The 22469-nt window shown below is 44.5% G+C and carries 25 protein-coding genes; 7 read left to right on the top strand and 18 right to left on the bottom strand.

What is annotated here, in order from left to right; genetic code table 11:
* Positions 1 to 67 precede the first annotated feature (67 nt).
* Entirely contained in the window at positions 68 to 1474 is a 1407-nt protein-coding gene (locus J5O05_RS17930) for an aminotransferase-like domain-containing protein (RefSeq protein WP_208845000.1), read from the top strand.
* A 30-nt stretch (positions 1475 to 1504) separates the two neighbouring features.
* Here J5O05_RS17930 and prpF read toward each other — a convergent pair whose 3' ends face one another.
* The 5 genes from prpF to J5O05_RS17905 all read right to left on the bottom strand — a co-directional run bounded on the left by prpF (position 1505) and on the right by J5O05_RS17905 (position 8201).
* Positions 1505 to 2686, bottom strand: coding sequence for a 2-methylaconitate cis-trans isomerase PrpF (prpF, locus tag J5O05_RS17925; protein ID WP_208844999.1), 1182 nt, complete (start codon positions 2684 to 2686; stop codon positions 1505 to 1507).
* Positions 2687 to 2730: 44 nt separating this feature from the next.
* Positions 2731 to 5322 (bottom strand): Fe/S-dependent 2-methylisocitrate dehydratase AcnD, encoded by a 2592-nt coding sequence (acnD, locus tag J5O05_RS17920; RefSeq protein WP_208844998.1) that lies wholly within the window; start codon positions 5320 to 5322, stop codon positions 2731 to 2733.
* A 98-nt stretch (positions 5323 to 5420) separates the two neighbouring features.
* Positions 5421 to 6542: a bifunctional 2-methylcitrate synthase/citrate synthase gene (gene prpC / locus J5O05_RS17915; protein WP_208844997.1), complete on the bottom strand. Its 1122-nt coding sequence runs from the start codon at positions 6540 to 6542 to the stop codon at positions 5421 to 5423.
* A 94-nt stretch (positions 6543 to 6636) separates the two neighbouring features.
* A complete protein-coding gene (gene prpB / locus J5O05_RS17910) occupies positions 6637 to 7515 on the bottom strand; it encodes a methylisocitrate lyase (RefSeq protein ID WP_208844996.1) in 879 nt (292 codons plus the stop codon).
* Entirely contained in the window at positions 7512 to 8201 is a 690-nt protein-coding gene (locus J5O05_RS17905) for a GntR family transcriptional regulator (protein WP_208845355.1), read from the bottom strand. The genes prpB and J5O05_RS17905 overlap by 4 nt, the downstream gene beginning before the upstream one ends.
* A 172-nt stretch (positions 8202 to 8373) precedes the next feature.
* On the opposite strand from J5O05_RS17905, the gene J5O05_RS17900 reads away from it, so the two are divergent.
* Together J5O05_RS17900 and J5O05_RS17895 are read left to right on the top strand one after the other, a co-directional pair.
* Complete coding sequence (locus tag J5O05_RS17900) at positions 8374 to 8712, top strand: hypothetical protein (protein WP_208844995.1); 339 nt, start codon at positions 8374 to 8376, stop codon at positions 8710 to 8712.
* Positions 8687 to 9100 carry a type 2 periplasmic-binding domain-containing protein gene (locus J5O05_RS17895; protein WP_208844994.1) on the top strand — a complete coding sequence of 138 codons (414 nt, stop codon included), beginning with the start codon at positions 8687 to 8689 and terminating at the stop codon, positions 9098 to 9100. The genes J5O05_RS17900 and J5O05_RS17895 overlap by 26 nt, the downstream gene beginning before the upstream one ends.
* A 136-nt stretch (positions 9101 to 9236) precedes the next feature.
* Here the strand turns inward: J5O05_RS17895 and J5O05_RS17890 are convergent, their stop codons facing one another.
* The gene (locus J5O05_RS17890; protein WP_208844993.1) at positions 9237 to 9446 is read right to left on the bottom strand and encodes a cold-shock protein; all 210 of its coding nucleotides are present in this window, start codon (positions 9444 to 9446) and stop codon (positions 9237 to 9239) included.
* Positions 9447 to 9746: 300 nt separating this feature from the next.
* Between J5O05_RS17890 and J5O05_RS17885 the strand changes: the two genes are divergently transcribed.
* Positions 9747 to 10451, top strand: a complete 705-nt coding sequence (locus J5O05_RS17885) for a hypothetical protein (RefSeq protein ID WP_244370147.1) — start codon at positions 9747 to 9749, stop codon at positions 10449 to 10451.
* A 121-nt stretch (positions 10452 to 10572) separates the two neighbouring features.
* Here J5O05_RS17885 and J5O05_RS17880 read toward each other — a convergent pair whose 3' ends face one another.
* From J5O05_RS17880 to J5O05_RS22595, 11 genes are read right to left on the bottom strand one after another with little or no spacing between them, the layout of a single operon-like run.
* The gene (locus J5O05_RS17880; protein ID WP_208844992.1) at positions 10573 to 11286 is read right to left on the bottom strand and encodes a hypothetical protein; all 714 of its coding nucleotides are present in this window, start codon (positions 11284 to 11286) and stop codon (positions 10573 to 10575) included.
* Positions 11283 to 12029, bottom strand: coding sequence for an iron transporter (locus J5O05_RS17875; protein ID WP_208844991.1), 747 nt, complete (start codon positions 12027 to 12029; stop codon positions 11283 to 11285). Before J5O05_RS17875 ends, J5O05_RS17880 begins: the two co-directional genes overlap by 4 nt.
* On the bottom strand, positions 12019 to 12369 hold the full coding sequence (locus tag J5O05_RS17870) for a cupredoxin domain-containing protein (RefSeq protein ID WP_208844990.1): 351 nt from the start codon (positions 12367 to 12369) through the stop codon (positions 12019 to 12021). The genes J5O05_RS17875 and J5O05_RS17870 overlap by 11 nt, the downstream gene beginning before the upstream one ends.
* A complete protein-coding gene (locus J5O05_RS17865) occupies positions 12359 to 13669 on the bottom strand; it encodes an ATP-binding protein (RefSeq protein ID WP_244370146.1) in 1311 nt (436 codons plus the stop codon). Before J5O05_RS17865 ends, J5O05_RS17870 begins: the two co-directional genes overlap by 11 nt.
* Complete coding sequence (locus J5O05_RS17860; RefSeq protein WP_208844989.1) at positions 13670 to 14329, bottom strand: response regulator; 660 nt, start codon at positions 14327 to 14329, stop codon at positions 13670 to 13672.
* Positions 14329 to 14979: a hypothetical protein gene (locus J5O05_RS17855; protein WP_208844988.1), complete on the bottom strand. Its 651-nt coding sequence runs from the start codon at positions 14977 to 14979 to the stop codon at positions 14329 to 14331. Before J5O05_RS17855 ends, J5O05_RS17860 begins: the two co-directional genes overlap by 1 nt.
* A complete protein-coding gene (locus J5O05_RS17850) occupies positions 14976 to 15764 on the bottom strand; it encodes an SDR family oxidoreductase (protein ID WP_208844987.1) in 789 nt (262 codons plus the stop codon). The genes J5O05_RS17855 and J5O05_RS17850 overlap by 4 nt, the downstream gene beginning before the upstream one ends.
* A complete protein-coding gene (locus J5O05_RS17845; RefSeq protein ID WP_208844986.1) occupies positions 15761 to 16450 on the bottom strand; it encodes an iron-containing redox enzyme family protein in 690 nt (229 codons plus the stop codon). The genes J5O05_RS17850 and J5O05_RS17845 overlap by 4 nt, the downstream gene beginning before the upstream one ends.
* A gap of 10 nt (positions 16451 to 16460) precedes the next feature.
* Positions 16461 to 17909 carry an AMP-binding protein gene (locus J5O05_RS17840; RefSeq protein WP_208844985.1) on the bottom strand — a complete coding sequence of 483 codons (1449 nt, stop codon included), beginning with the start codon at positions 17907 to 17909 and terminating at the stop codon, positions 16461 to 16463.
* Positions 17906 to 18187 carry a thermostable hemolysin gene (locus J5O05_RS22600; RefSeq protein WP_280117706.1) on the bottom strand — a complete coding sequence of 94 codons (282 nt, stop codon included), beginning with the start codon at positions 18185 to 18187 and terminating at the stop codon, positions 17906 to 17908. Before J5O05_RS22600 ends, J5O05_RS17840 begins: the two co-directional genes overlap by 4 nt.
* The gene (locus tag J5O05_RS22595) at positions 18099 to 18548 is read right to left on the bottom strand and encodes a thermostable hemolysin (protein ID WP_208844983.1); all 450 of its coding nucleotides are present in this window, start codon (positions 18546 to 18548) and stop codon (positions 18099 to 18101) included. Before J5O05_RS22595 ends, J5O05_RS22600 begins: the two co-directional genes overlap by 89 nt.
* 218 nt (positions 18549 to 18766) lie before the next feature.
* Between J5O05_RS22595 and J5O05_RS17825 the strand changes: the two genes are divergently transcribed.
* Together J5O05_RS17825 and J5O05_RS17820 are read left to right on the top strand one after the other, a co-directional pair.
* The gene (locus J5O05_RS17825; protein ID WP_208844982.1) at positions 18767 to 19384 is read left to right on the top strand and encodes a chemotaxis protein; all 618 of its coding nucleotides are present in this window, start codon (positions 18767 to 18769) and stop codon (positions 19382 to 19384) included.
* Complete coding sequence (locus J5O05_RS17820) at positions 19381 to 20112, top strand: oxygen-binding di-iron domain-containing protein (protein WP_208844981.1); 732 nt, start codon at positions 19381 to 19383, stop codon at positions 20110 to 20112. Before J5O05_RS17825 ends, J5O05_RS17820 begins: the two co-directional genes overlap by 4 nt.
* A 74-nt stretch (positions 20113 to 20186) precedes the next feature.
* On the opposite strand, the gene J5O05_RS17815 is transcribed toward J5O05_RS17820, so the two are convergent.
* Complete coding sequence (locus J5O05_RS17815) at positions 20187 to 20531, bottom strand: VOC family protein (RefSeq protein WP_208844980.1); 345 nt, start codon at positions 20529 to 20531, stop codon at positions 20187 to 20189.
* Between the two features lie 131 nt (positions 20532 to 20662).
* Here J5O05_RS17815 and J5O05_RS17810 point away from each other — a divergent pair, with 131 nt between their 5' ends.
* Positions 20663 to 22432, top strand: a complete 1770-nt coding sequence (locus J5O05_RS17810; protein ID WP_244370145.1) for a glycoside hydrolase family 3 protein — start codon at positions 20663 to 20665, stop codon at positions 22430 to 22432.
* Positions 22433 to 22469 lie beyond the last annotated feature (37 nt).

The raw sequence follows: 22469 nt of genomic DNA, 5'->3' as shown, positions 1-22469 counted from the left end.
ACCGACTCAGTGTAGGTCACCTAGAATAAGATAACAGATACAGATTTTTCTAAAATTTAGATAACAGATGGGCATACCAAAATACAAGGTGCTTGCAGACCTAGTTCAAAGCAATATTTCAAAAGGCTTGTACGGACGTGAACAACCTTTGCCTTCCCTGAGGCAATTTTGCCAACTTCATGAAATCAGTATGACAACCGCGCTCGCCACTTATCGCTACTTAGAATCATTGGGTTCTATCGTTGCAAGTGAGAAACGAGGGTATTTTGTCTCTAACTCGCCACTGAAACCCGCCCAATTTGCTCAGTTTGATGCTCAAATTAAATCCGTAGAAGTTGCTCGACGCAATGATCAAAATCCACAGTTTGGATTCGCAACAGCGCAAATCGATTTATTGTTGATGGATTCAGAAAATTTGGCTGCAAGTGTGGCGCGGGTGAGCCGGAAAAACAGTGCTATTTTTAGTTATGCTAACGTTGCAGGGAGCGACTTGCTCCGCGAGGCGCTTTGTAAACATTTTTCGAGCCAAGGATTTCATCTACAACCTCAAGAGCTAGTTATTACACAAGGCAGTTTAGATGCAGTCATGACGGCGCTGCAAACCGTATGTGAACGAGGCGACTCCGTCGCGGTTTCATCTCCTTGTTATAGTGGTCTTCTGAACGTGTTGGCCGTTCTAGGATTAAAAGCATTTGAAATTCCAAGCGCTCAAGATGGACTCGACCTGGCACAGCTTGAAGACGCAATGGTGCGGAAAAAAATACAGGCCTGCCTACTCACAGCCAATCATCAAAACCCAAGCGGCCACAGCATTAGTGCAAATCAAAAAAGTGCATTGGCTAATATGGCACATCAATATCGTGTACCAATCATTGAAGATGACGTGTTTCGGGAACTCAGTCACCGTTTTCATGTCCCAGCCCCCATAAAATCTTATGATAAGCACGGTTGGGTGATGTGGTGCAGTAGTGTGTCAAAAACTCTCGCGCCAGGGCTTCGGCTCGGCTGGTGTTTGCCTGGCCGATTTCATCAAACATTCCTCAATTTAGTTGCCGCTCGTTCTCTTGGTGGAAACACTCCACTGCAGCTAGCACTTGCCGATTACATAGAACGAGGCCATTACCGTCGCCACTTAAACAAGCTAAATCCGCAACTTGCTTTACAATGTTTAGAATATATTTCCTTGGTTAATCAATATTTTCCTGAGCGAGTGTTGACTCATTCGCCAACTGGAGGGCTGGTACTGTGGTTTAATATTGCACCGTTGAAAGGGGAAGAGATAAAAGCGCAATTGGCACAACAAGGGATCTCAATTCGCGCAGGCAATGAATTTTCAACAACGCCCCATTATCAACACTATATTCGTATTAATATGGGCTTAAAGCTGCAAGGTGAAGTGAAAGGCAAATTTATCGACTTACTCGAATATCTAAAAACAAAACTCGTATCGAATGAACGCGACACAATTGACTAAAAACCCCGCATTTGCGGGGTTTGGAGGGGATTAATCTGAAGTCAGATTTGGAATTCGAACTGTACCTTCCATTAGGACTCGCGCACTGCGACTCATAATGGCTTTTGTCGCTTGCCATTGCCCGTTAACGCATTTCGCTTCGGCGCCGACTCTTAATGTGCCTGAAGGATGGCCAAACGTAACCACACTGCGCTCGCCGCCGCCCGCAGCCAAATTGACCAAAGTTCCTGGGATAGCAGCTGCCGTGGCAATTGCGACTGCCGCCGTGCCCATCATCGCGTGGTGGAGTTTACCCATTGACAGTGCACGTACGTTCACATCAATGTCAGTTTGTGCAATCGCTTTGCCACTCGAAGAAACATACGCTTTTGGTTTGCCAACAAACGCAATTTTCGGCGTATGTTGACGTGCTTCAGCTTCGCTTAAATCTTTAATTAAGCCCATTTTAAGCGCACCATGCGCACGAATGGTCTCGAAGCGTTTAAGCACTTCTGTTGAACCATTGATTGCGTCCTGCAGCTCTGTGCCATCGTAGCCCAAGTCTTCCGCATTAAAAAACAGCGTTGGGATGCCGGCATTGATCATGGTAACGGGAAACGTCCCGATCCCTGGCACTTCAAGTGTATCAACCAAGTTGCCCGACGGGAACATATCGCCTTCACCATCGCTTGGATCCATAAACTCAACCACAACTTCCGCCGCCGGAAAAGTTACACCATCGAGTTCAAAGTCACCCGTTTCTTGCACTTCACCATTGGTCATAGGAACATGGGCAATAATCGTCTTTTGGATGTTTGCTTGCCAAATACGCACGACCGCAACGCCATCATGAGGAATACGCGCCGCGCCCACTAAACCGTTTGCAATAGCAAAAGCACCAACCGCAGCCGTTAAATTACCACAGTTGCCACTCCAATCGATAAACGGTTTATCAATAGCTACTTGGCCAAACAAGTAATCTACGTCGTGATCCACTTGGGTACTTTTACTTAAAATCACTGTTTTACTGGTGCTTGAAGTCGCTCCGCCCATACCGTCTGTATGCTTACCATAAGGATCTGGGCTGCCGATCACTCGCAGTAACATCGCATCGCGCGCTGCCCCAGGCACTTGCGCTTCTAGCGGTAAATCAGTCAGATTAAAGAACACCCCTTTTGACGTACCGCCGCGCATGTACGTCGCAGGGATTTTCATTTGTGGTTTAAAACTCATATGCTTTCCTTTGGGCGATGAACCATCGCCCACAAAAACTTTGACTACACGTTACCTTCTAGGAAATCTTGCGCAAAACGTTGTAACACCCCACCCGCCTCGTAAATAGACACTTCTTCTGCGGTATCTAAACGGCACGTTACTGGTACTTCGATGCGTTCGCCATTACGACGATTTACGATTAATGTCAGCGTAGTACCCGGCAAACGCTCACCTTTCACGTCATAGGTTTCTGTGCCATCTAGTTCGAGCGTTAAACGATTCGTGCCCGGTTTAAACTCAAGCGGTAACACGCCCATACCGATTAAGTTAGTACGGTGAATACGCTCAAACCCTTCAGCCACAATCGCTTCAACCCCCGCCAAACGCACGCCTTTGGCCGCCCAATCGCGTGATGACCCTTGACCATAATCCGCACCAGCGACGATGATGAGTGGTTGTTTGCGCTCCATGTAGGTTTCAATCGCTTCCCACATGCGCGTTACTTGGCCTTCTGGCTCTATACGTGCGAGCGAACCTTGCTTCACATTACCCGCTTCGTCGCGCACCATTTCGTTGAACAGTTTCGGGTTCGCAAACGTCGCACGCCGCGCTGTCAAATGGTCACCACGATGCGTCGCATATGAGTTAAAGTCATCTTCTGGTAAGCCCATTTTATGCAGGTATTCACCCGCTGCACTGTCCATCATAATCGCGTTTGACGGCGATAAATGATCCGTTGTAATGTTATCGCCAAGCACCGCGAGAGGACGCATACCCGTCAGCGTACGCGGCGCCGCTAATGCGCCTTCCCAATACGGAGGACGGCGAATATAAGTACTCATTGGGCGCCAGTCGTAAAGCGGATTAATGTGATCGCCATAATCGACGCTTAAATCAAACATTGGGTCGTAAATCGCACGGAATTGCTCAGGCTTCACGCTTTTTGCAATGACTGCATCAATCTCTTCGTCCGATGGCCAAATGTCTTTGAGCGTCACAGCTTGACCCGCTTGATCGTATCCTAAAACACCCGTCTCAATGTCAAAACGCACGCTACCGGCAATCGCATACGCCACCACCAACGGCGGTGAAGCTAAAAACGCTTGTTTCGCATATGGGTGAATACGCCCATCAAAGTTGCGGTTACCAGAGAGTACAGCCGTTGCATACAAGTCGCGGTCAATCACTTCTTGTTGAATAACAGGGTCAAGCGCGCCGCTCATACCGTTACAAGTTGTACACGCAAACGCGACAACGCCAAAACCAAGCTGTTCGAGCTCCGGCAAAAGGTTGGCGTCTTCCATGTATGACTTAACGACTTTAGAGCCTGGTGCAAACGAGGTCTTCACCCAAGGCTTGCGGGTTAAGCCTTTGGCGTTGGCGTTACGCGCCAGCAAGCCCGCGGCGACAACGTTACGCGGGTTAGAGGTATTCGTACAGCTGGTAATCGCAGCGATAATCACCGCGCCATCTGGCATTTTACCGTCTTCTTCTACATAGTCTTTTACGATACCTTGCGCTGCAAGCTCAGAGGTTGCCACACGACGGTGCGGGTTCGATGGGCCTGCAAGGTTGCGAGTGACGGTCGATAAATCAAACTTAAGCACACGCTCGTACTGCGCATTTACTAGGCTATCCGCCCAAAGACCAGTATGCTTTGCGTAGTGCTCAACTAATTTGACTTGTTCTTCATCACGGCCAGTAATACGAAGGTAATCAATGGTTTTTTCATCGATGTAGAACATCGCTGCTGTTGCACCGTATTCTGGTGTCATGTTCGAAATTGTTGCGCGGTCGCCAAGGCTTAAGCTCTTCGTACCTTCGCCAAAGAACTCTAAATACGCCGAAACTACACGCTCTTTACGCAAAAATTCCGTGATAGCAAGCACGATATCGGTTGCAGTAATGCCCGGCTTTCTTTGACCCACTAATTCCACACCAACGATGTCTGGTAAGCGCATGTAAGATGCGCGACCTAGCATGACGCTTTCTGCTTCAAGGCCGCCTACACCAATCGCGATAACGCCCAGTGCATCAACGTGCGGCGTATGACTGTCGGTACCCACTAACGTATCCGGAAACGCCACGCCATCGCGCACTTGCACAACTGGCGACATTTTCTCTAAGTTGATTTGGTGCAAAATGCCGTTACCCGGCGGGATCACATCGACGTTTTTAAACGCAGTTTTTGTCCAGTTAATAAAGTGGAAACGGTCTTCGTTACGACGATCTTCCACCGCGCGGTTTTTCTCAAACGCGTCTTTGTCAAAACCACCGTATTCCACAGCCAGTGAATGGTCTACGATAAGCTGGGTTGGTACGACTGGGTTTACTTTTGACGGATCACCGCCTTTTTCCGCGATGGCATCACGAAGGCCAGCTAAATCCACCAGTGCGGTTTGACCTAAAATGTCGTGACACACCACACGCGCCGGAAACCATGGGAAGTCTAAATCACGGCGACGTTCAATAATCTGTGTGAGCGAATCAGTCAATGTCTCTGGTGTACAACGACGTACTAAGTTTTCGGCAAGTACACGCGAAGTATAAGGTAGCGTGTCGTATGAGCTCGGTTTAATGGCTTCGACAGCTTCGCGCGTATCAAAAAAATCTAAATTGGTATTCGGTAAGGTCTTACGAAATTGCGTGTTCATGCTCATATCCAACTGCAATCGGTGACAGGATGACAACAAGGGTTGTTGTCAAAGCCAAGTGCAAAGGACACTTGGCTTTTGGTTCTTTCTAAAGCGTATTAACGAGATGCGATTGGGGTAACTGAACGCAGTTCTTCACCCACGTACTCCGCCGATGGGCGAATAATACGGTTGTCTGCTCGCTGTTCCATTACGTGAGCCGCCCAACCTGTTAAACGTGACATTACGAAAATCGGTGTGAACAATTTCGTTGGAATGCCCATAAAGTGATACGCTGATGCATGGAAGAAATCTGCGTTACAGAATAGCTTTTTCTCACGCCACATCACTTCTTCACAGCGCACTGATACTGGGTAAAGCACTGTGTCGCCTACGTCAGCAGCCAATTTTTCAGACCATAGTTTGATAATCGCGTTACGCGGATCCGACTCAGAGTAAATCGCATGACCAAAGCCCATGATTTTCTCTTTGCGCTCAAGCATGCCCATCATTTCTTGCTCAGCGTGATCAGCAGAAGTAAAGCGTTCGATCATTTCCATCGCCGCTTCGTTTGCACCACCGTGCAATGGACCACGTAGTGAGCCAATCGCGCCAGTAATACAGGAATGCATATCCGAAAGTGTTGATGCACACACGCGAGCTGTAAACGTAGACGCATTAAACTCATGCTCAGCATACAGGATCAATGACACATGCATGACGCGCTCATGCAGTTCTGATGGCTTTTTGCCGTGAAGTAAATGTAAGAAATGCGCACCGATTGAGTTATCGTCTGTTTCAACGTCAACACGCACGCCATCATGGCTAAAGCGATACCAGTAACAAATGATACTTGGGAAAGCCGCTAGCATGCGATCCGCCACTTGTTGTTGCATATCAAAGCTATGCTCACCTTCAAGGTTACCTAGCATTGAACAGCCTGTACGTAATACGTCCATTGGATGTGCATCAGCAGGAATACGCTCTAATACATCTTTAAGCGCTTGTGGCAGGCCACGCATACCTTTTAACTGTGTTTTGTAGGTTGCTAATTCATCTTGCGTTGGAAGTTTACCTTTCAAAATAAGGTAAGCGACTTCTTCGAACTCGCAGTTTTCTGCCAAATCTTTAACATCATAGCCACGGTAAGTTAAACCCGAGCCTGATTTACCCACGGTTGATAATGCTGTTTTACCCGCTACTTGACCGCGTAAACCTGCTCCACTTAGTACTTTTGCCATTTGTTGTCTCCTGAATTTTTCCTGCTGTTTTACATGTCCTTGCTGTCGTTTTTATTGCAAAGGACGAAAAGATGCGTTGCCGCGCACCTTGCAATTATTTGTTTTTACCTTCCGCGAAGAGCTGATCAAGCTTTTGCTCGTAATCGTGGTAACCTAAATAATCATAGAGTTCCATTCGAGTTTGCATGGAATCGACTACCGCTTTTTGGTCACCATTGGCAAGGATAGACTGGTACACCATTTCTGCTGCTTTATTCATTGCTCGGAATGCGCTGAGTGGGTACAACACCATGTCTACTCCCCATGCGCCTAGCTCTTCTTTGTTCCAAAGTTCGGTTTGCCCAAACTCAGTAATATTAGCAAGAATTGGGACATCCAATGCTTCGCTGAATGCGCGATAATGCTCTTCTGTTTTCACCGCTTCGGCAAATATCCCATCCGCACCCGCTGCAACGTAGGCTTTTGCACGCTCAATCGCTTTCTCTAAGCCTTCTTGTGCAAACGAATCCGTACGCGCCATGATAAAGAAGTTCGGATCAGTACGCGCATCTACTGCCGCTTTAATACGATCCACCATTTCTTCAGTCGATACGATTTCTTTATTTGGACGGTGACCACAACGTTTTTGCGCCACTTGGTCTTCAATGTGCACTGCAGCGACACCTGCTTTTTCCATATCTTTTACGGTTTTAGCAATGTTAAAAGCCCCACCCCAACCCGTGTCGATATCGACCATTAATGGCAAATCACATGCTGCGGTAATACGGTATACGTCTGCTAAGACATCGTTAAGCGACGTCATGCCTAAATCTGGCAAGCCATAGGAAGCGTTCGCTACACCGCCGCCCGACAAGTAAATTGCTTGGTGACCGATGCGCTTTGCCATCATCGCGCTGTACGCGTTGATAGTCCCAACGATTTGCAATGGTTTATTCGCCGCTAACGCGTCACGAAATTTCTTTCCTGCACTCATGATGATCTCTCTTTGCTGTTATCGCTCGAAAGCTTGTTGGCAATGTTATTTTTAGAATATTGAATATGACGACGCATCAGCATTTCCGCAAGCTCAGGGTCTCGATTACTGATTGCGCGCACAATATGTTTATGTTCATCAAACGCGGTGGTTACGCGAGGTCCCGCCATCCCTAACTGTACTCGATACATTCGAATCAGATGGTACATACCGTTAATAAGCATGTTAATTAGATGATTATTTTTACTACCAAGAATTATCCGATAATGAAAATCGACGTCCCCCGCTTCTTGATAGTATGACTCTCCACCTTTGACCTCATCAAAGTGATCACCAAGCAATGCGTTTAAACCTTGAATGTCTTCATCCGTCATGTGAATAGCAGCTAAACGTGCTGCCATCCCTTCTAAGGATTCACGTACTTGGTACAACTCTTCAAGCCCAGCCTCGCTCAGCGTGACGACTCGTGCACCGACATTCGCTTTACGCTCCACTAAATGACACGCTTCAAGACGGTTAATTGCTTCACGAACAACCGCTCGACTGACTGTGTATTTTGTCGACAATTCAGTTTCACTCAACTTAGTGCCTGAGGGGATCTCTCCATCGACAATTTCTTTTCGCATGCGATAAAACGTTTTGTCTGAAGAAGTTACAGCTTGCTCAGTAAAGATATCTAGGGCCATATTCAAAAGTGGAGATGACAAGTTGTAGACAATCTTAGCAGTATTCTAAGAATGATCAATATAAAACCCTAAGATTGTCGACAAAAGTAGCATGCCTTACACAATAAATTCACTTTATCTATCAAGAGGCAGTCGACTATACTTTGATTAGTTCTAGCTGGAGTTGTTGATTGTGAAGTCATTTTTTAGAGCTTTGGTTGTAATCTTTGTTTCTGCGCTCACTTTTGATGCGTCGGCAAAGCTGCAAGTATTGACTGAGTTGTCCCCACCCAATCAAACAATGGTGAATAACGAAGTGTCTGGTTCCAGTACGGAACTGGTGAGAATGATCCTGTCAAAATCCAATCTTGAAGGCGATTTTACTTTACTGCCATGGGCACGAGCCTACCATCTCGCAAAAAACCAGCCTAATGCGCTGATTTATAGTATTGCTAGAACTACCGAGCGAGAAACACTCTTTCGTTGGATTGGCCCTGTAGCAGTATTTGAGACTCGGGTTTGTAACCAATAGTTATAGAGACGATATTGCTCTAGCGACCGTAGAGCAAGCAAGAGCCTACCGAATTGCCGTACAACGTAACGATATTGCTCAGACGATTCTCACTGAAATGGGCTTTGACGTTATCGTCACCAGTGATATTGAAAAGTCATATCAACTGTTAGTGACAAATAAAATCGATTTTGTGATTGATGACAAACGTCTAATAAAAAATATGGCGAAAGAACTCAATTTACCTGAAGACCAGTTTAAATTCGCACTCCCCGTTCCTGAATTATTTGTCAAAGGCTATCTCGCGGCGAATAAAGATTTACCGGAAGAACAGTATCAAGCGCTACTGAGCGCATATCAGTACATTTCCAAATCGGCTGTTTATTCCGAAGTGCTTCACCTCAACTAGTCGAATTGACGGATAATCAGTTACAGCGAGGAAGTGTGTGCAATTAAGCACCTTATTACTAGTATGCATAGTCGAACCTAAAAACAAAAAAGCAGGCCTGGGCCTGCTCTTTCATCAAATTCTGTAGCTCTATGTATTAAAGAACTTTAATACTTTCAGCTTGAGGACCTTTTTGGCCTTGAGTGATAGAGAACTCAACCTTTTGGCCTTCTGCTAGCGTACGGAAACCGTTACCTTCGATAGCGCTGAAGTGAGCGAATACGTCAGGGCCGTTTTCCTGTGCAATAAAACCAAAACCTTTTGATTCATTAAACCACTTTACGGTGCCTGTTACAGTTTGTGACATAGTACTAAATCCTAAATATTAAACATTTGTGCCCGAAGGCATTTTAAAGATCAAAAAAATACGGAGCTTAAAACTTCAGGACGGTACTACAGCTTACAAACGCTAGACAACGTAATGGAATTTCAAACGACGGACTTTTCTGTCCTTCACCATCTTATTGCCACTCATAGACCAAGTCAATGTATTTGGGGTCGGTATAAAAAATAATTCAAGCGTGTCTAATTTAGTTGATCTAGCACGTTAACGCGCGTTCTTGGATGAGGTAAAATAGCGAAAATTCATTGATGGAAGGGGAACGCATTGACCCGTTTGTTGCAAGCTTTACTACTAAGTTGTAGTCTCTGTACATACACCTTTGCAAGTGAGCAAAAAGCGGTAACGCAACTGCGGATTTCCTATCTTAACCACCCTTCGGTACTTTCTTTTGCACTTCCAATTGTCAAAAGTGCTTACCTACGAGCAGGCATTGATGCGGAGTTTATCGAGCTTCCTGCACATCGTTTATTGCAAGAAATAGACGCAGGGCACACTGACGGCGATGTGATCCATGCACAAGAGATATTCACGCCATTTTCAAACATTATGAAAGTTGGGCCACCTTTGACCCGAGTTGAATATCTACTCCTTTGCGCCCCTAATGTACCTTGTGACAACTCGGTTTTGATTTCAAGCCCCGAAACGATTGTGGCCACCGACCAATCAAAGCGAGTGATTACCAGCCAATACCCGTCAGCACGAAACCGTAATTTTTATCCACTTAATTTTTTAGGCAAGCTACCAGAACTATTAAACACACATCGGTTTAATTACGCAATTTATATCGTATCAAGTGAGTGGCCACTCCCCGAAAGCTTGCAACATTTACAGATGCACCCGCTTTTTTCATCCGAAGCCTATCACATATTACATAAGCGGTTTGCAAAACTTGCACCCGTGATAGGAAAAGCGATAGAAGATGAATTAGAGAAGCGGAATAGCCAAGCTAATCAAATCACCAAAGAATAGAATTAACTCCTGAGTTAAGAGTCATCCAATCGCCAATCTGTTTAAAAATAAGAAAAACACCAAGTATAAAGGTGACTATATGTGCCTAAAGTACCCATATAGCCACATTTTTTATCAGGTATTAATACTCGTATTCCAGCGCTAAACGGAAACTATGGTCTTTACCATTGTGACCGATTTCCGATATGAATCCTGCTTCCCACTTTAACTGACGTTGACCTTCAAAACGGTAAAGACCGATAAAACCAGGTCCAATGCCAAAAAAGTCCTGACCCGCGTAAATCTCTATCGCTGGTTGAAATGCAGGAACTAAACGATAACGATACTGGGCACGGAACTCGCTTTCCCATTCATCCTCAATGTCTTTTCCCCATTCTCTAATTAGAAAAGCGTTCATCGTTAAACTCGTGCGGCCAATCTCCTTTTCGAAAATTAAACCCGTTGTTGCTTCGTAGGCTGATTCTTTGGTACGTTTTTCAAGTTCAAACAGAAGCCCCCAGTCCGCCCAGTACTTCCCTTGTTCGACTATTTGCCAACGTACTTCACCTTCAAATGCGGCCAAATCGTAGTTGTCTCTATCGTTTGGATTACGTTCTCCGATCGCAAAGCCTTCAATCGCAAGCCCTTCGGCGACCGCAAAGCCGAGGCCAAAACGTTGCGCCAAATAGTTCTTAGTGTCTGTTTGCCGTGAGTGTAATCGCCATTCTGCTGCTTTTTCATTTGGTAAAACATAAGGATGATAAACTTTATCCACGACCATCCCATCTGCCCATGCAAAAATTGGCGACAAGGCCACACATAACCAAACTGACACAAACGCAGTTACTCGTTTCATGCAAGACTCCTTAAGTTACGACGTTGCACCGATGCGATGACAAAAAAACAAAACAAAACACTGCCAATATAGGCCACTAAACTAACCAGTCCGGGACTTGCTTCATACCCCATAAGTGCTCTCAACACTCGGCCAATGACCGAATGCTCATCCAGAATGAGTCGTAAATCGTAAACGCCAGAGGAGGTTGGCAGTAAATCAATTTGCGCCCCTAAATCCGCGGCAATCGCTATTTTACTGCCCGCATGTAAAGCGAATAGGGCTAACAACATCCTTGGCAGTGCTCGTACATTTGTATTGGCTAGGAAGAAATAAAGCAGCGTGCTGAAGCTAAAACAAATGCCTATCCCCAGCATGGTGCCAATTGCAAGAGATTGCATGGCATCTGCAGACGCAAAGCCAACGATATAGGTTAAAAAATTACTGAGGTAAACGACTATCGCGATGACGATTGCGAATTGTGGCCAGCGACTTGTGCGATGAATGAAACTCATGATCATGGCAATGTAAAGTGCACTGAGCATCAGCATTTGAGTAATCTCAAGCCCTCGATAATCAAACCACTGGCTCACCATACCTATTAGATTTAGGTATACAATGCTAAGTCCAACACCCAAAATGGTTGCATTTAATGATTGTCTATTCGAGATACGATTCTCGCTGACGACTTGACGCAATAACACCCATAATAACGCGATTGGTAAACACTGATTGATACTAATAATCACGGTGTTAAGAAGCATTGTCAGGCTCCTTCGCGACCACTACCCCTTGCGCTGTGTTTGGTGAGAACTCACCAAAGAAACGGTATTCGCCAGGTTCTAAAGGGCCAATATAAATAACACTTTTACGACCGGGAAAAAGTACCTTTTCTCTATTCAGATCAAAACTGTCGAACTCTTCAGGTTCGGCATCTTTGTTTTCAATAACTAAGCGAACTTTCTTTCCGGCAGGCACTTCCACTTTCGCAGGCGTGAACAGGTGGTTTTCAAGTACCAATAGAAAGCTGTCACTTGCGAAAGCAAGTGTACTGATAAAAAATCCGCTAAACGTCAGTAAAAGACAAAAAGCGTTAATTTTCATCTGACTCCTTGTTAAACCATACTGTTACCATTAGGCCGCCAAGACTAGCACGAGACAGTTCAATTTTAGCATGATAAATTGCAATTATTTGTTGAACAATGGCCATACCCAGTCCCGCACCTTTTTCACCAGAGGGGTGTTTATCACCACCAACGCGATAAAAACGGTCAAAAACGCGCGCGATTTGCTCATCAGTCATGCCTGGACCTGAATCCTCAATTCGCCAACCTACTTGGTTATTTTTATTAATCAGCGCTAGTTTAATCTCTCCACCTTGCGGTGTGTACTTAACCGCATTACTCAGCAAATTTCCCAATAATGTATTCAAGGTGAAATCACATCCTTGAATGGTTGCGCTGTCACCTTGTAGGCTAATTAGGTGATTTTTAGCGTCTATTTTGGCATAGTTGTCAGCTACAATTTGTTGAGTCACGCTCAGTAAATCTTTTGCGCTAAATTGGTTTTGCCATGAATCAGGCTCGGTGCGCGCTAGCGTCAGCATTTGCTCAACAATATGATTAAGCTGAGCAATACCAAGTTCCATGGCCTTGATACCATGCATATCGCCAGAGGCAACATTATGTAAATTTACTTTCAAACTGCTGATGGGCGTTTTCAATTCATGGGCAGCATCAGAGGCGAAATACCGCTCTCTTAAATACGCCGCCTCTACTTTCTTGAACAAGCTATTCATCCGTTCAATAACGGGGGCCACTTCCGCATCTTCAGAGCGAGTTTTAAGCTGGGTGAAGTCATTTGCGCGTCGAAATTGAAGTTCCTTAGAAAGTAAGGTTAACGGTTTTAGTGCTCGCCTTACATACCAAGCAATAGCAAGTGCAAGGAACGGCATAATAAGCACGAGCGGTGTCATCGCTGACACGATCAACGACTCAATGAGTGCAAAACGCTTGTTAACTGGCTCGGCCAAAAGTAGCGTTTTGTCTCCCTTTTGTTCGACATAAACTCTCAGACGTTTGCCTGACACATTAACCGTTCTAAACTCAGATTTTAAGAAATCTTCATGCGGTGTACTTTTCAGCAGAGCTGCACTGTAAATTGTGTCTGTGCCTTGCCAGAGTTTGGCATAAAACTCATTTTGCTCAGGCCAAGAAGCAACAGGTGTCTCAATTAATACCTGACTCAAACTGACAAGTTGCTGATCTAACTGCTTTTCCGCTTCGTTAAAACTCGTCTCATAACCTTGCAGTAGTGCCATAAACGCCGTGAGCACAAGGCAGGACAAGATTATCAACGTCAGCCTTAAGTTAATGGACAAACGTTTAGCGGGGGCAGTAGACATTTACTTCTTACCCATCACGTAGCCAATGCCGCGTAATGTTTTAATCGTGTCTTTAGGGAGTTTTTTACGTAGGTGGTGAATATGAACTTCAATAGCATTTGAACCAAGTTCCTCACCCCATTGATAAAGCTTATTTTCAAGCTGCTCTTTAGATAACACTCGCCCCACGTTTTCCATCAATGCTTTTAGTAACATGAATTCCTTACGTGGCAAATTGAGCGCAGCGCCATCAACGGTTGCAGAGTGACTAGCTAAGTCCAGTTCAATTCCATCTTGTTTGATAACACTCGACGTTGTTTGAGTAAAACGACGGCTTATTACGCGAAGGCGTGCAAAAAGTTCAATTGGTTCAAATGGTTTAGGTAGGTAGTCATCTGCGCCTAAATCAAGACCCGAAATTTTATCTTGAATGCTGTCACGTGCCGTTAAGATAATAACCGCAATCGCCATTTTCTTACGTCGAATGGTTTTTAAAAGATTTAGGCCGTCACCGTCTGGTAAGCCCAAATCTAAAACGACCAATTCCGTATTGTCTTCACTCAACAGGTTTTCCGCTGCAGCTAACGTTGACGCATGATCAACGCTGTAACCTTCTTTTTGCAGTGAGTGTATAAGCCCTTCAGCAAGAAGGGCATCATCTTCAACTAATAATAATCTCATTAATGCTTTTTCAGTTTCTTTTCTACTTTCGCCAATAACTCATCAACTTCAAGCTGACGATATTTATCTGCTTTTTCACGGCCATCACGCTTAGGCGCTGACTTTGCCTTTTGTAAATGTTCAAAAGCAGCTTGGTATTTTTTCTCATCATAGAGAAAATCGGCGTAAAAGTAATTAACATCCAAACCATCAGGGTTAATTTCTAATGACTTTTTGAAAAAGTTTTGGGCTTTTTTATCGCTACCAAAGCCAATCGGCCAACCTGGGACCTTCGCGTATAACGTACCTAGACTCGTTAGTGCTGAGCCTTGAAGTGCATTCTCGTCAATTTTGATTGCTTTTTCTAACTCATCTTTTGCTGCTTCCGCAAGTCCTAATGCACCTAAACCACCTTTAGCACCAGCAAAACTAGACTGAACAATTCCATGCCAAATATGGCTTTCTGCTTTTTCAGGATAGTGTTCTACCAAGGCTTCACTTTCTTTTACGAGTGCTTCAAACGCCTTTTCTTTTGCATCATCCTGCAGCTCATAATTCACGGTAGCCCAACTATGTTGTACCGCGCTTAAGTCTGCCAAGAAATCATTCCCAGCCCATAGCTGTGCGCAAAAAAAGGCACTGCTTGCTAAAATTAATGCTTTAATTTTCATAGTGATGACTCCTTAGTACCTAAGAATGATTTAATGGTTTTTAACTGTTTAATAATGGCTGAATCAACAAGCTCTGGAAACACGCCATTGAGTCTTGCAAAGAATTTCTCTGGAAACCCTATAGCACGGCGTCGCGCTGACGAATTTAGTAATGTCATGAATTCATTCGCGACCAACTCTGGCGAGTCCATTTTATTTCCCAACGCCTCGTTCATCGCTCGTACTTTCATATCGTTAATTTTCGTGTCGGTTGCTCGAGGTGCCAGATATTTAACTTGCACCTCTCCATCCAGTTCCCGAGATAACGCTTCAGTAAAGCCGCGAAGTCCAAATTTAGACGCGCAGTAAATGCTTTGATAAGGATAACCAATGGCACCAAACGCGGATCCAATGTTGACAACAGTACCGTGAGTACGTTTTAGCTGCGCGAGTAATGCTTGTGTTAGTCGCATTGGTGCAACTAAGTTCACGCATAACTGATTCAAAATCATTGAACTTGGCGTGTTCTCGAAAGGCAACATTTGATTAAGTCCTGCATTATTTACAAGTAATGCCGTTCCACCTAGCGCGTCCGCACGCACCGCGATTGCAGCCATTGCTCGCTCATCTTGAAGATCTTCAACAATGATTTCATGGCCTTCACCTAGCGACTTACGGAGCGTTTCTAATGCGGTTTCGTTTCGTCCAACTAACAAACAACGCCAACCATTTTGCGCTAATTGTTTTGCTATTTCCGCACCGATCCCGCCAGTTGCTCCGGTCACTACGGCTAATTTTTTACTCATGCAACCTCCTCATTATTTATAAGAGGTACAGCTGGGTTTGCCTCGATAGCGCGAAACACATCCCCATACAGTCGATAAAAACGTTTTGCACTATGAATGATTAGAGCCTGCTCTCTAGGGCACGTAATTCTCTCCATCAATCCTTTGAAAAAGTCGATGTGTTCAATGTCTAATGCACCATGAGATGTTAAATAGCTGAACGCTTTTCTTGGTAGATCCAGTTTTTCACGGATCATCTTGGCTGCATTATCAGCCAGTGCTATCGATGTGCCTTCAAGTACATTCACCATGCCGAAGAAGCACAATGGATTTACACGATTGATGCTGTCGTATGCGTAGCTCACCATCATTTCTGCAGCAAAACTTGGCGTACTGTGACGAACGACTTCTTTATCGTATCCACATGCTTGAATGTCATTCAAAATCCACTCTTGATGGCCCATTTCTTCCTCGATGTAATGACCAATTGCTTCACGCAACCATTCTTTCGAATCATCGAGTTTTCCACCGCACGTCATTAACAGTGGCACGGTATGCTTAACATGGTGATATGCTTGTTGTAAAAAAGAGACGTATTGGCCTGTTGAGATGTTACCAGTAAATACGTCCGCAATAATCGGTGCACTTGTCAAATACTCACGTTCTGCTTGAGTTTCCGCTTGTAAAATATCGTAAAATGAAGTCATTTGTGCTCTCCTAAGCAATTCGTGATGTTTGATAGAGTTCTGCAATTTCGTCTTGGAAATGAAGCGCGATTGCGTCTCTTTTTGGTCGACCATTTGCCGTCAACAGGCCTGATTCTGGCGACATGGGTGTATTCAACCTGAACCAGCGATTGACTTTGGCGTACGCTGGAAGCTGAAGGTTAATTTGTTCAACGTGTTTTTCTATTTGCTCATTTGTAATCGTTGGCAATGCGTAAATGACTGCAACTAGAAAGGGTTGTGCTTCACCAAATACAACACATTGCAGCAACCAAGGCGCACTTTGAAGTGCACTTTCTGGCCATTCCGGGCTGATGTTTCGTCCAAGGCTCGAAATAATCAGATTTTTTGAACGGCCGCTAATGATAACCCGCTCTTCATCCATTTCGACTAGATCCCCCGTTGCTAACCACTCACCTTGATTGAATGAAGGTTGTCCTAAATACCCTAGGAATAGCGGTCCTTTTACACACAATTCACCATCGACAATCTTGGCTTCTAGATGCGAAAGTATTTCGCCGACGCTTCCATCTTGAGTACCCACATTCAGCGCAACGACCGAACCGGCTTCAGACAAGCCATAACCTTGAAATGCTGGAATATTGAATGCCTGAGCGGTTTCTAATAAGGTTTTCGGCACTTGCGCTCCGCCAACCGCAACAAACGATAGGCTCGCAGGCGCAGTCCAACCTGCAGAAGCACTTAGAACTAGCACTTTTAGCAGTTCAGGAACCAAAATCATGGTTTCTGGATTGGTTGTTCCAATACGAGTTAAGAAAGCTGTCGGGTCGGAAAGTGAAGTACCCGAAAAACCAAGTTGCGTTAGGCTCGATACGATGACTTTGCCACCGGCTAGTAGAGGTGCGTAAATACCAGCAACATTTTCTAACAGCACCGAAAAAGGAAGCACACTTAAATGTTTAGGCCAAGGTACAGCAATTTTCTCTTTCAAACTTTTGGCGACAGTGAGCTGGTTTTCGAGTGAAAGGCAAACACCTTTCGGTTGACCCGTAGACCCTGACGTAAAGGTAATTTTTTGCGTCCCAACATGGAGGTTTACTTGTTCAACATCTTGCTTATATACGAATAACTCTGATCCAAACACGTTAAATTGATCGATAAGATCTAACCCATCGAGCGGTACATCCGACACCAGAATTTGCGCCCCTGCAGACTTAGACGCGTAATTTCTTTGTTCATCAGTAAAGAATGGCGGCAATGGTAGATGAACCTTTTTGCTTGATATAAGAGCCAAATCGAATACAACCCACGCAAGAGAATTATCCATCAAACTGGCTATAACATTACTCTCATACCCGTCAATTTGATCTGCAACGTACTGAGTGATCAGCTCTAGCTCGGAAAAAGTGACACTTTTGTCATCATTCAGTAATGCGATGTCGAGTGGCTGGTGCGGGCACAGTTTTAGTAAGTCATTCATGCAATTAGCCCCGCTTTTAATTTTTCGATATGAGGTTCAACGTGTATTGCAATTTTCGAATAAAGAGCAACAGATTCAATAGTTTGATTTGCTAAACGTAAGTCAACAATGCACGTTTTAGGGTTTGCTTCATAGTACGTGCCGTAATCTTTCGCCGATTCGACGCACTTAGCATCGGCAACACCTAGTTCAATTACTGGCACTTGCAAAAGCTGCATTAACTTTCTGACTTGTAATGTGCCGGTAAATGCCAAGAAGTGGATGTTTTGTGACAGCAACGCTCGTGCAATTACAATAAAATGTTCTATTGTTGCGGCTGCGATGTGTTGAGTAGAGGTTACCCAATTCAGCAATTTCTGAGCGCGAAGCAAACTCAGGCAAATAGCGCTCAATCGGTTTGTCTAAATAGCTTTCAAGAAACAAAGTTGCTTCTTCAGCAAACCTAAGTCCAAGCACACATTCACCACGACCGTTCGATAATTGACTTAAGAGCGGATAAAAATCATGAATGTCAGCATCAAAAGCGGCGGCAAACCCTTGTTGAATTTGCGTCTCCAAATAGGCCCGGTATGTGTCGCCAATCTTTGCCACAACCATTGGAGGATCATTTTCTAATTGTCTAGCATTTGATGCACTCATGATGTTTACCTCTTTCTCTGTTCCTATTGACTAATTTAGAAACCCAAAATTAAGTGAACCTTAAGTGAAAAAAATATTTAAAAAATTTCCGCCGCGGTGATTTTTTAGGCAAACCATCCAGAGCTGATTGATCTAGTTCAAAAAAATTTGGAGAAAAGCGTGCGCCACAAAGAACTCTGGCCTATGCTTTGATGCAATGAATTGCAAAAGAGGCAGCAATGGACCATTTAAATGCCCATGCGCGAGCAATCGACAATTTTGTTAGGGTTGCAAACATCATCGCCAATTTAGACGTGATCTTATTAGAGGCGAAAAATCTCTCTTTAACGGCAAAAAATGCCCGAGTTGTGGCATTGCGAGCTGGCGACTCCGCGTTTGGTTTTAAACCTATTACCAATTTCATTGATGAGTTCTCCGACCAAACCATCCGCATTACTAAATCGATAGCCGAACTATCAAATCGACTTTTTGCAATGGCGCTCGCTGTTGTGCGCTGCAGTGAATTCCGTGACCATTTACTTCGAGCGGAAGCAATGACCGATAAAAGTGTGCTCGGAAAACTCAAGTTCTCCGCGAACGAACAGTTATTGGAAAAAACACGTGAGCTTGAATCCGCGGTATTTGAGCTTGCTGGCTTTTTCGAAGACATTCAAAAGCACATGAGAAGTGCAGAATACATTGCCGTGACTAGCCGCGTTGAAGCATCTAACGCGGGGGAATTTTGCGACAGTTTACAATCGGTATCAGACTTTATTGCCGGAGCCGCTCAGAAAATAAAAATAGCTGTAGGCGATAATTTAAAAGAGATCAGTCAATTAAGAGGAGCGATGCGTTGAAAGCGACGGAACTATATAAATCCACAACGCACAGATGGTTAGTGCTTGGTCGTGATGAAAGCAAACCTGAAAAAATCATCGACACAAATCAATATGTCATTTCAAGCCAAAGTGAGGCGATTATTCTAGACCCAGGCGGTATCGAGCTTTTTTCGCCGATGCTTGCTGGTATTTTGAAACACATTGATCTTGAAAACATTACGTCGCTGTTTGCATCACATCAAGACCCGGACATTATCAGCTCCCTTGGACTTTGGGACAAAACCATACCTAATGCAAAGCTTTATGCGCCGTGGCTTTGGGAAGGTTTTATCCGCCACTTTGGAATGGAAAATATTACCTACGTCCCTATTAAAGACGAAGGGGGTGAAGTTAGAGTCGGTAGCGCCACCTTAAAGTTTATCCCTGCGCATTACTTGCATTCTTCAGGTAACTTTAACGTGTATGATCCTGCAGCAAAAATTCTGATGAGCGGCGACATTGGCGCGGCGCTTGAAGATCACAATGCACCAATGTTTGTAGAAGATTTTGGTAGCCATGTGAAAAAAATGGAATATTTCCACAAACGATGGATGCCCTCGAACAGAGCCAAAGCTAATTGGATTGCACGAGTGCGAGAACTCGATATTGAAATTATGGCTCCTCAACACGGCCGCGTATTCAAAGGTGAAATGGTCGAGGAATTCCTTGCTTGGTTCGCAAAACTCGACGTCGGCATTGCAAGTTAGCCAACCATTCCAAATCGCGCTGTAAAAACAGCGCGTTTCAACTCTCTCTTAAAACCAACTACCAGTGTTAACTGTCAGACCATACAGCGAGTCTCATTGCCGCTTGGTTCTTTAAATTGAAAACGACGTCCACCCGGAAAGCTAAAAATTTCCTTAACTATCTGACCACCGTGCTGCTTCACAATTTCATATGTGTCTTCCAAGTTTTGGCTATAGATCACTAACAACGCACCACCCCGCTCGCTTTCCGAGCAAAGGTCCTTGGCATAAAAGCCGCCAGTTAATCCTGCATTATCAAACGCGACATATTCTGGGCCATAAGAGGTAAAGTTCCAACCAAATACAAGTTCAAAAAAGCGTTGTGTCTTGTCAATATGAGCAGCAGGAAACTCCACGTAATCCAAATGATTGTGTTGCATAAACAAACTCCGTTTTTCAAAAAGCACTGCGAGCGTGCACTGACCATGTTACATTAAGCTTAAGTTTAGCAGTTAGGTGATTAGATTTGCGTCACTTTTTGTCTCTTTTTGTGTTTTTAGCAGGGTTTCTTATGCCGCACCACGCCATCGCATTGAATCAGGATGATATTCGTTTTGCCCTTGGACAAAAAATCATGCTGGACTTCCGTTATTTTTGTGAAAAAGGAGATGGATCAACTTGCCGAACTCCAGTTACAACTCTCCCTGCACCACTTGCGAAAGTGATTGAAAAACATAAAATTGGCGGTGTTATTTTATTTTCTGAAAATACTCAGACGATTTCACAAACTTTCCAACTTACATCAGAGTTTTTAGCCGCAAATCAGCGTAATGAAAAATCAGTTCCACTTTTTATAGCAATTGATCAAGAAGGTGGCCGTGTCGCTAGACTTAATCGAGAAGAAGCCACTTCTTTTACCGGTAACATGAGCATAGGTGCAACATATCCGCGCAAAGGCACATATTACGCCACAGAAGTCGCTTCGGTGATAGCCACAGAACTCAATCACCTTGCTATAAACGTAAACTTCGCCCCAACCGTTGATGTAAATATGAACCCGAGTAATCCGGTAATAAACGTGCGTTCGTTTGGAGAAGACCCTGAAATCGTCGCGAAACTCGGCGCAGCTCAGGTTACAGCTATGGAAAACGCCGGTGTCATCAGCGCGTTGAAACATTTTCCCGGACATGGCGATACGCACGTAGATAGCCACACCGGATTGCCACTGGTTTCACATGATAAGAAAACCATCTTTGCAACGGACCTCAAACCCTTTGTAGAAATAATCAAAACAGCGCCACCTGGGATGATTATGACAGCCCACATTCAATATCCTTATCTAGATGACTCCACCGTAACGAGTGCAAGTGGTAAAGCAATGGTGCGCCCAGCCACCATGTCGAAGAAGATAATGACAGAGCTGCTAAGAGACGAACTAGGCTACAAAGGTGTCACGATAACAGATGCACTTGATATGGCTGGTATTAGCGCGTTTTTTGACCCTCTTCAAGCCGTGATTGAAACGTTCAACGCGGGTGTCGATATAGCGCTAATGCCAGTGCCTATTCGCTCCATTGCTGACATTCACCGATTTGATGCCTTTATGGACAACCTAACGGAAGAAGTTGTAAAAGGGCGCATATCAAAAACACTTTTAGACGCATCTTTACAACGCGTGTTAACGCTAAAAAAATCTCTGAAAAGCATTAATCCCTACTCAGTAACGCAAGCTAAATCAGTGATAGGTAATCCATCACATCGAGCGCTTGAAAAAGCACTCGCGCTCGATTCAATCACTCTTGTAAAAAACGATAACGTTTTACCACTTACAAGCACACAGAAGTTACACATCATTACCCCTGATAGTCGAAAAGGTGAAGCATTGAAACAAGCAATGTTAAAGATAAACAGCGCTCTATCAATCACTTATTCGAGCTTGCAAGCACTAGATGAAACTGTCGTAAAACATCACATTGAACAGGCAAATATGATCATTGCGGCTCACGCGTCTCCTCAGCAAAGCGCTGTAGAAATTGGCGGAGCAGAAGATGTTGAACTATTAAAATCACATAGATTGCAGGCCGCCAAGCAGCCAACAACATTAATGAAACTCATGGGCCATGCTCAAGATGTGGGGAAAAAAACCGTTTTCATCAGCCTACGCGCACCATATGAAATAGCGGAATTCTCGAAGCTTAGCGATGCAGTGCTTGCAAGCTATGCGTACAACATCGACGTAGATTCGGAACGTGAAGTCTCGGGGCCTGCATTTACTGCTCTTGCAGAAGTAATTCTTGGCAAACACCAAGCAAATGGAGTATTGCCGGTGACGATTAAATAATACGAATTTTCAAAGCGTTAGTCGCAAATAATGCCGC

The organism is Pseudoalteromonas xiamenensis (assembly GCF_017638925.1).
GTDB lineage: Bacteria > Pseudomonadota > Gammaproteobacteria > Enterobacterales > Alteromonadaceae > Pseudoalteromonas > Pseudoalteromonas xiamenensis.
This window is presented reverse-complemented; position numbering and strand designations above follow the sequence as displayed.

What these genes read in the sequence shown, in the direction of transcription:
- J5O05_RS17890 (WP_208844993.1), bottom strand. Translation starts at nt 9,446, where the DNA reads ATGTCACAAACTGTAACAGGCACCGTAAAGTGGTTTAATGAATCAAAA.
- J5O05_RS17825 (WP_208844982.1), top strand. Translation starts at nt 18,767, where the DNA reads ATGGACCATTTAAATGCCCATGCGCGAGCAATCGACAATTTTGTTAGG.
- prpF (WP_208844999.1), bottom strand. Translation starts at nt 2,686, where the DNA reads ATGAGTTTTAAACCACAAATGAAAATCCCTGCGACGTACATGCGCGGC.
- J5O05_RS17840 (WP_208844985.1), bottom strand. Translation starts at nt 17,909, where the DNA reads ATGAATGACTTACTAAAACTGTGCCCGCACCAGCCACTCGACATCGCA.
- J5O05_RS17810 (WP_244370145.1), top strand. Translation starts at nt 20,663, where the DNA reads ATGCCGCACCACGCCATCGCATTGAATCAGGATGATATTCGTTTTGCC.
- acnD (WP_208844998.1), bottom strand. Translation starts at nt 5,322, where the DNA reads ATGAACACGCAATTTCGTAAGACCTTACCGAATACCAATTTAGATTTT.
- J5O05_RS17850 (WP_208844987.1), bottom strand. Translation starts at nt 15,764, where the DNA reads ATGAGTAAAAAATTAGCCGTAGTGACCGGAGCAACTGGCGGGATCGGT.
- J5O05_RS17905 (WP_208845355.1), bottom strand. Translation starts at nt 8,201, where the DNA reads ATGGCCCTAGATATCTTTACTGAGCAAGCTGTAACTTCTTCAGACAAA.
- prpC (WP_208844997.1), bottom strand. Translation starts at nt 6,542, where the DNA reads ATGGCAAAAGTACTAAGTGGAGCAGGTTTACGCGGTCAAGTAGCGGGT.
- J5O05_RS17855 (WP_208844988.1), bottom strand. Translation starts at nt 14,979, where the DNA reads ATGAAAATTAAAGCATTAATTTTAGCAAGCAGTGCCTTTTTTTGCGCA.
- J5O05_RS17845 (WP_208844986.1), bottom strand. Translation starts at nt 16,450, where the DNA reads ATGACTTCATTTTACGATATTTTACAAGCGGAAACTCAAGCAGAACGT.
- J5O05_RS17930 (WP_208845000.1), top strand. Translation starts at nt 68, where the DNA reads ATGGGCATACCAAAATACAAGGTGCTTGCAGACCTAGTTCAAAGCAAT.
- J5O05_RS22595 (WP_208844983.1), bottom strand. Translation starts at nt 18,548, where the DNA reads ATGAGTGCATCAAATGCTAGACAATTAGAAAATGATCCTCCAATGGTT.
- prpB (WP_208844996.1), bottom strand. Translation starts at nt 7,515, where the DNA reads ATGAGTGCAGGAAAGAAATTTCGTGACGCGTTAGCGGCGAATAAACCA.
- J5O05_RS17870 (WP_208844990.1), bottom strand. Translation starts at nt 12,369, where the DNA reads ATGAAAATTAACGCTTTTTGTCTTTTACTGACGTTTAGCGGATTTTTT.
- J5O05_RS17875 (WP_208844991.1), bottom strand. Translation starts at nt 12,029, where the DNA reads ATGCTTCTTAACACCGTGATTATTAGTATCAATCAGTGTTTACCAATC.
- J5O05_RS17865 (WP_244370146.1), bottom strand. Translation starts at nt 13,669, where the DNA reads ATGTCTACTGCCCCCGCTAAACGTTTGTCCATTAACTTAAGGCTGACG.
- J5O05_RS17860 (WP_208844989.1), bottom strand. Translation starts at nt 14,329, where the DNA reads ATGAGATTATTATTAGTTGAAGATGATGCCCTTCTTGCTGAAGGGCTT.
- J5O05_RS17815 (WP_208844980.1), bottom strand. Translation starts at nt 20,531, where the DNA reads ATGCAACACAATCATTTGGATTACGTGGAGTTTCCTGCTGCTCATATT.
- J5O05_RS17880 (WP_208844992.1), bottom strand. Translation starts at nt 11,286, where the DNA reads ATGAAACGAGTAACTGCGTTTGTGTCAGTTTGGTTATGTGTGGCCTTG.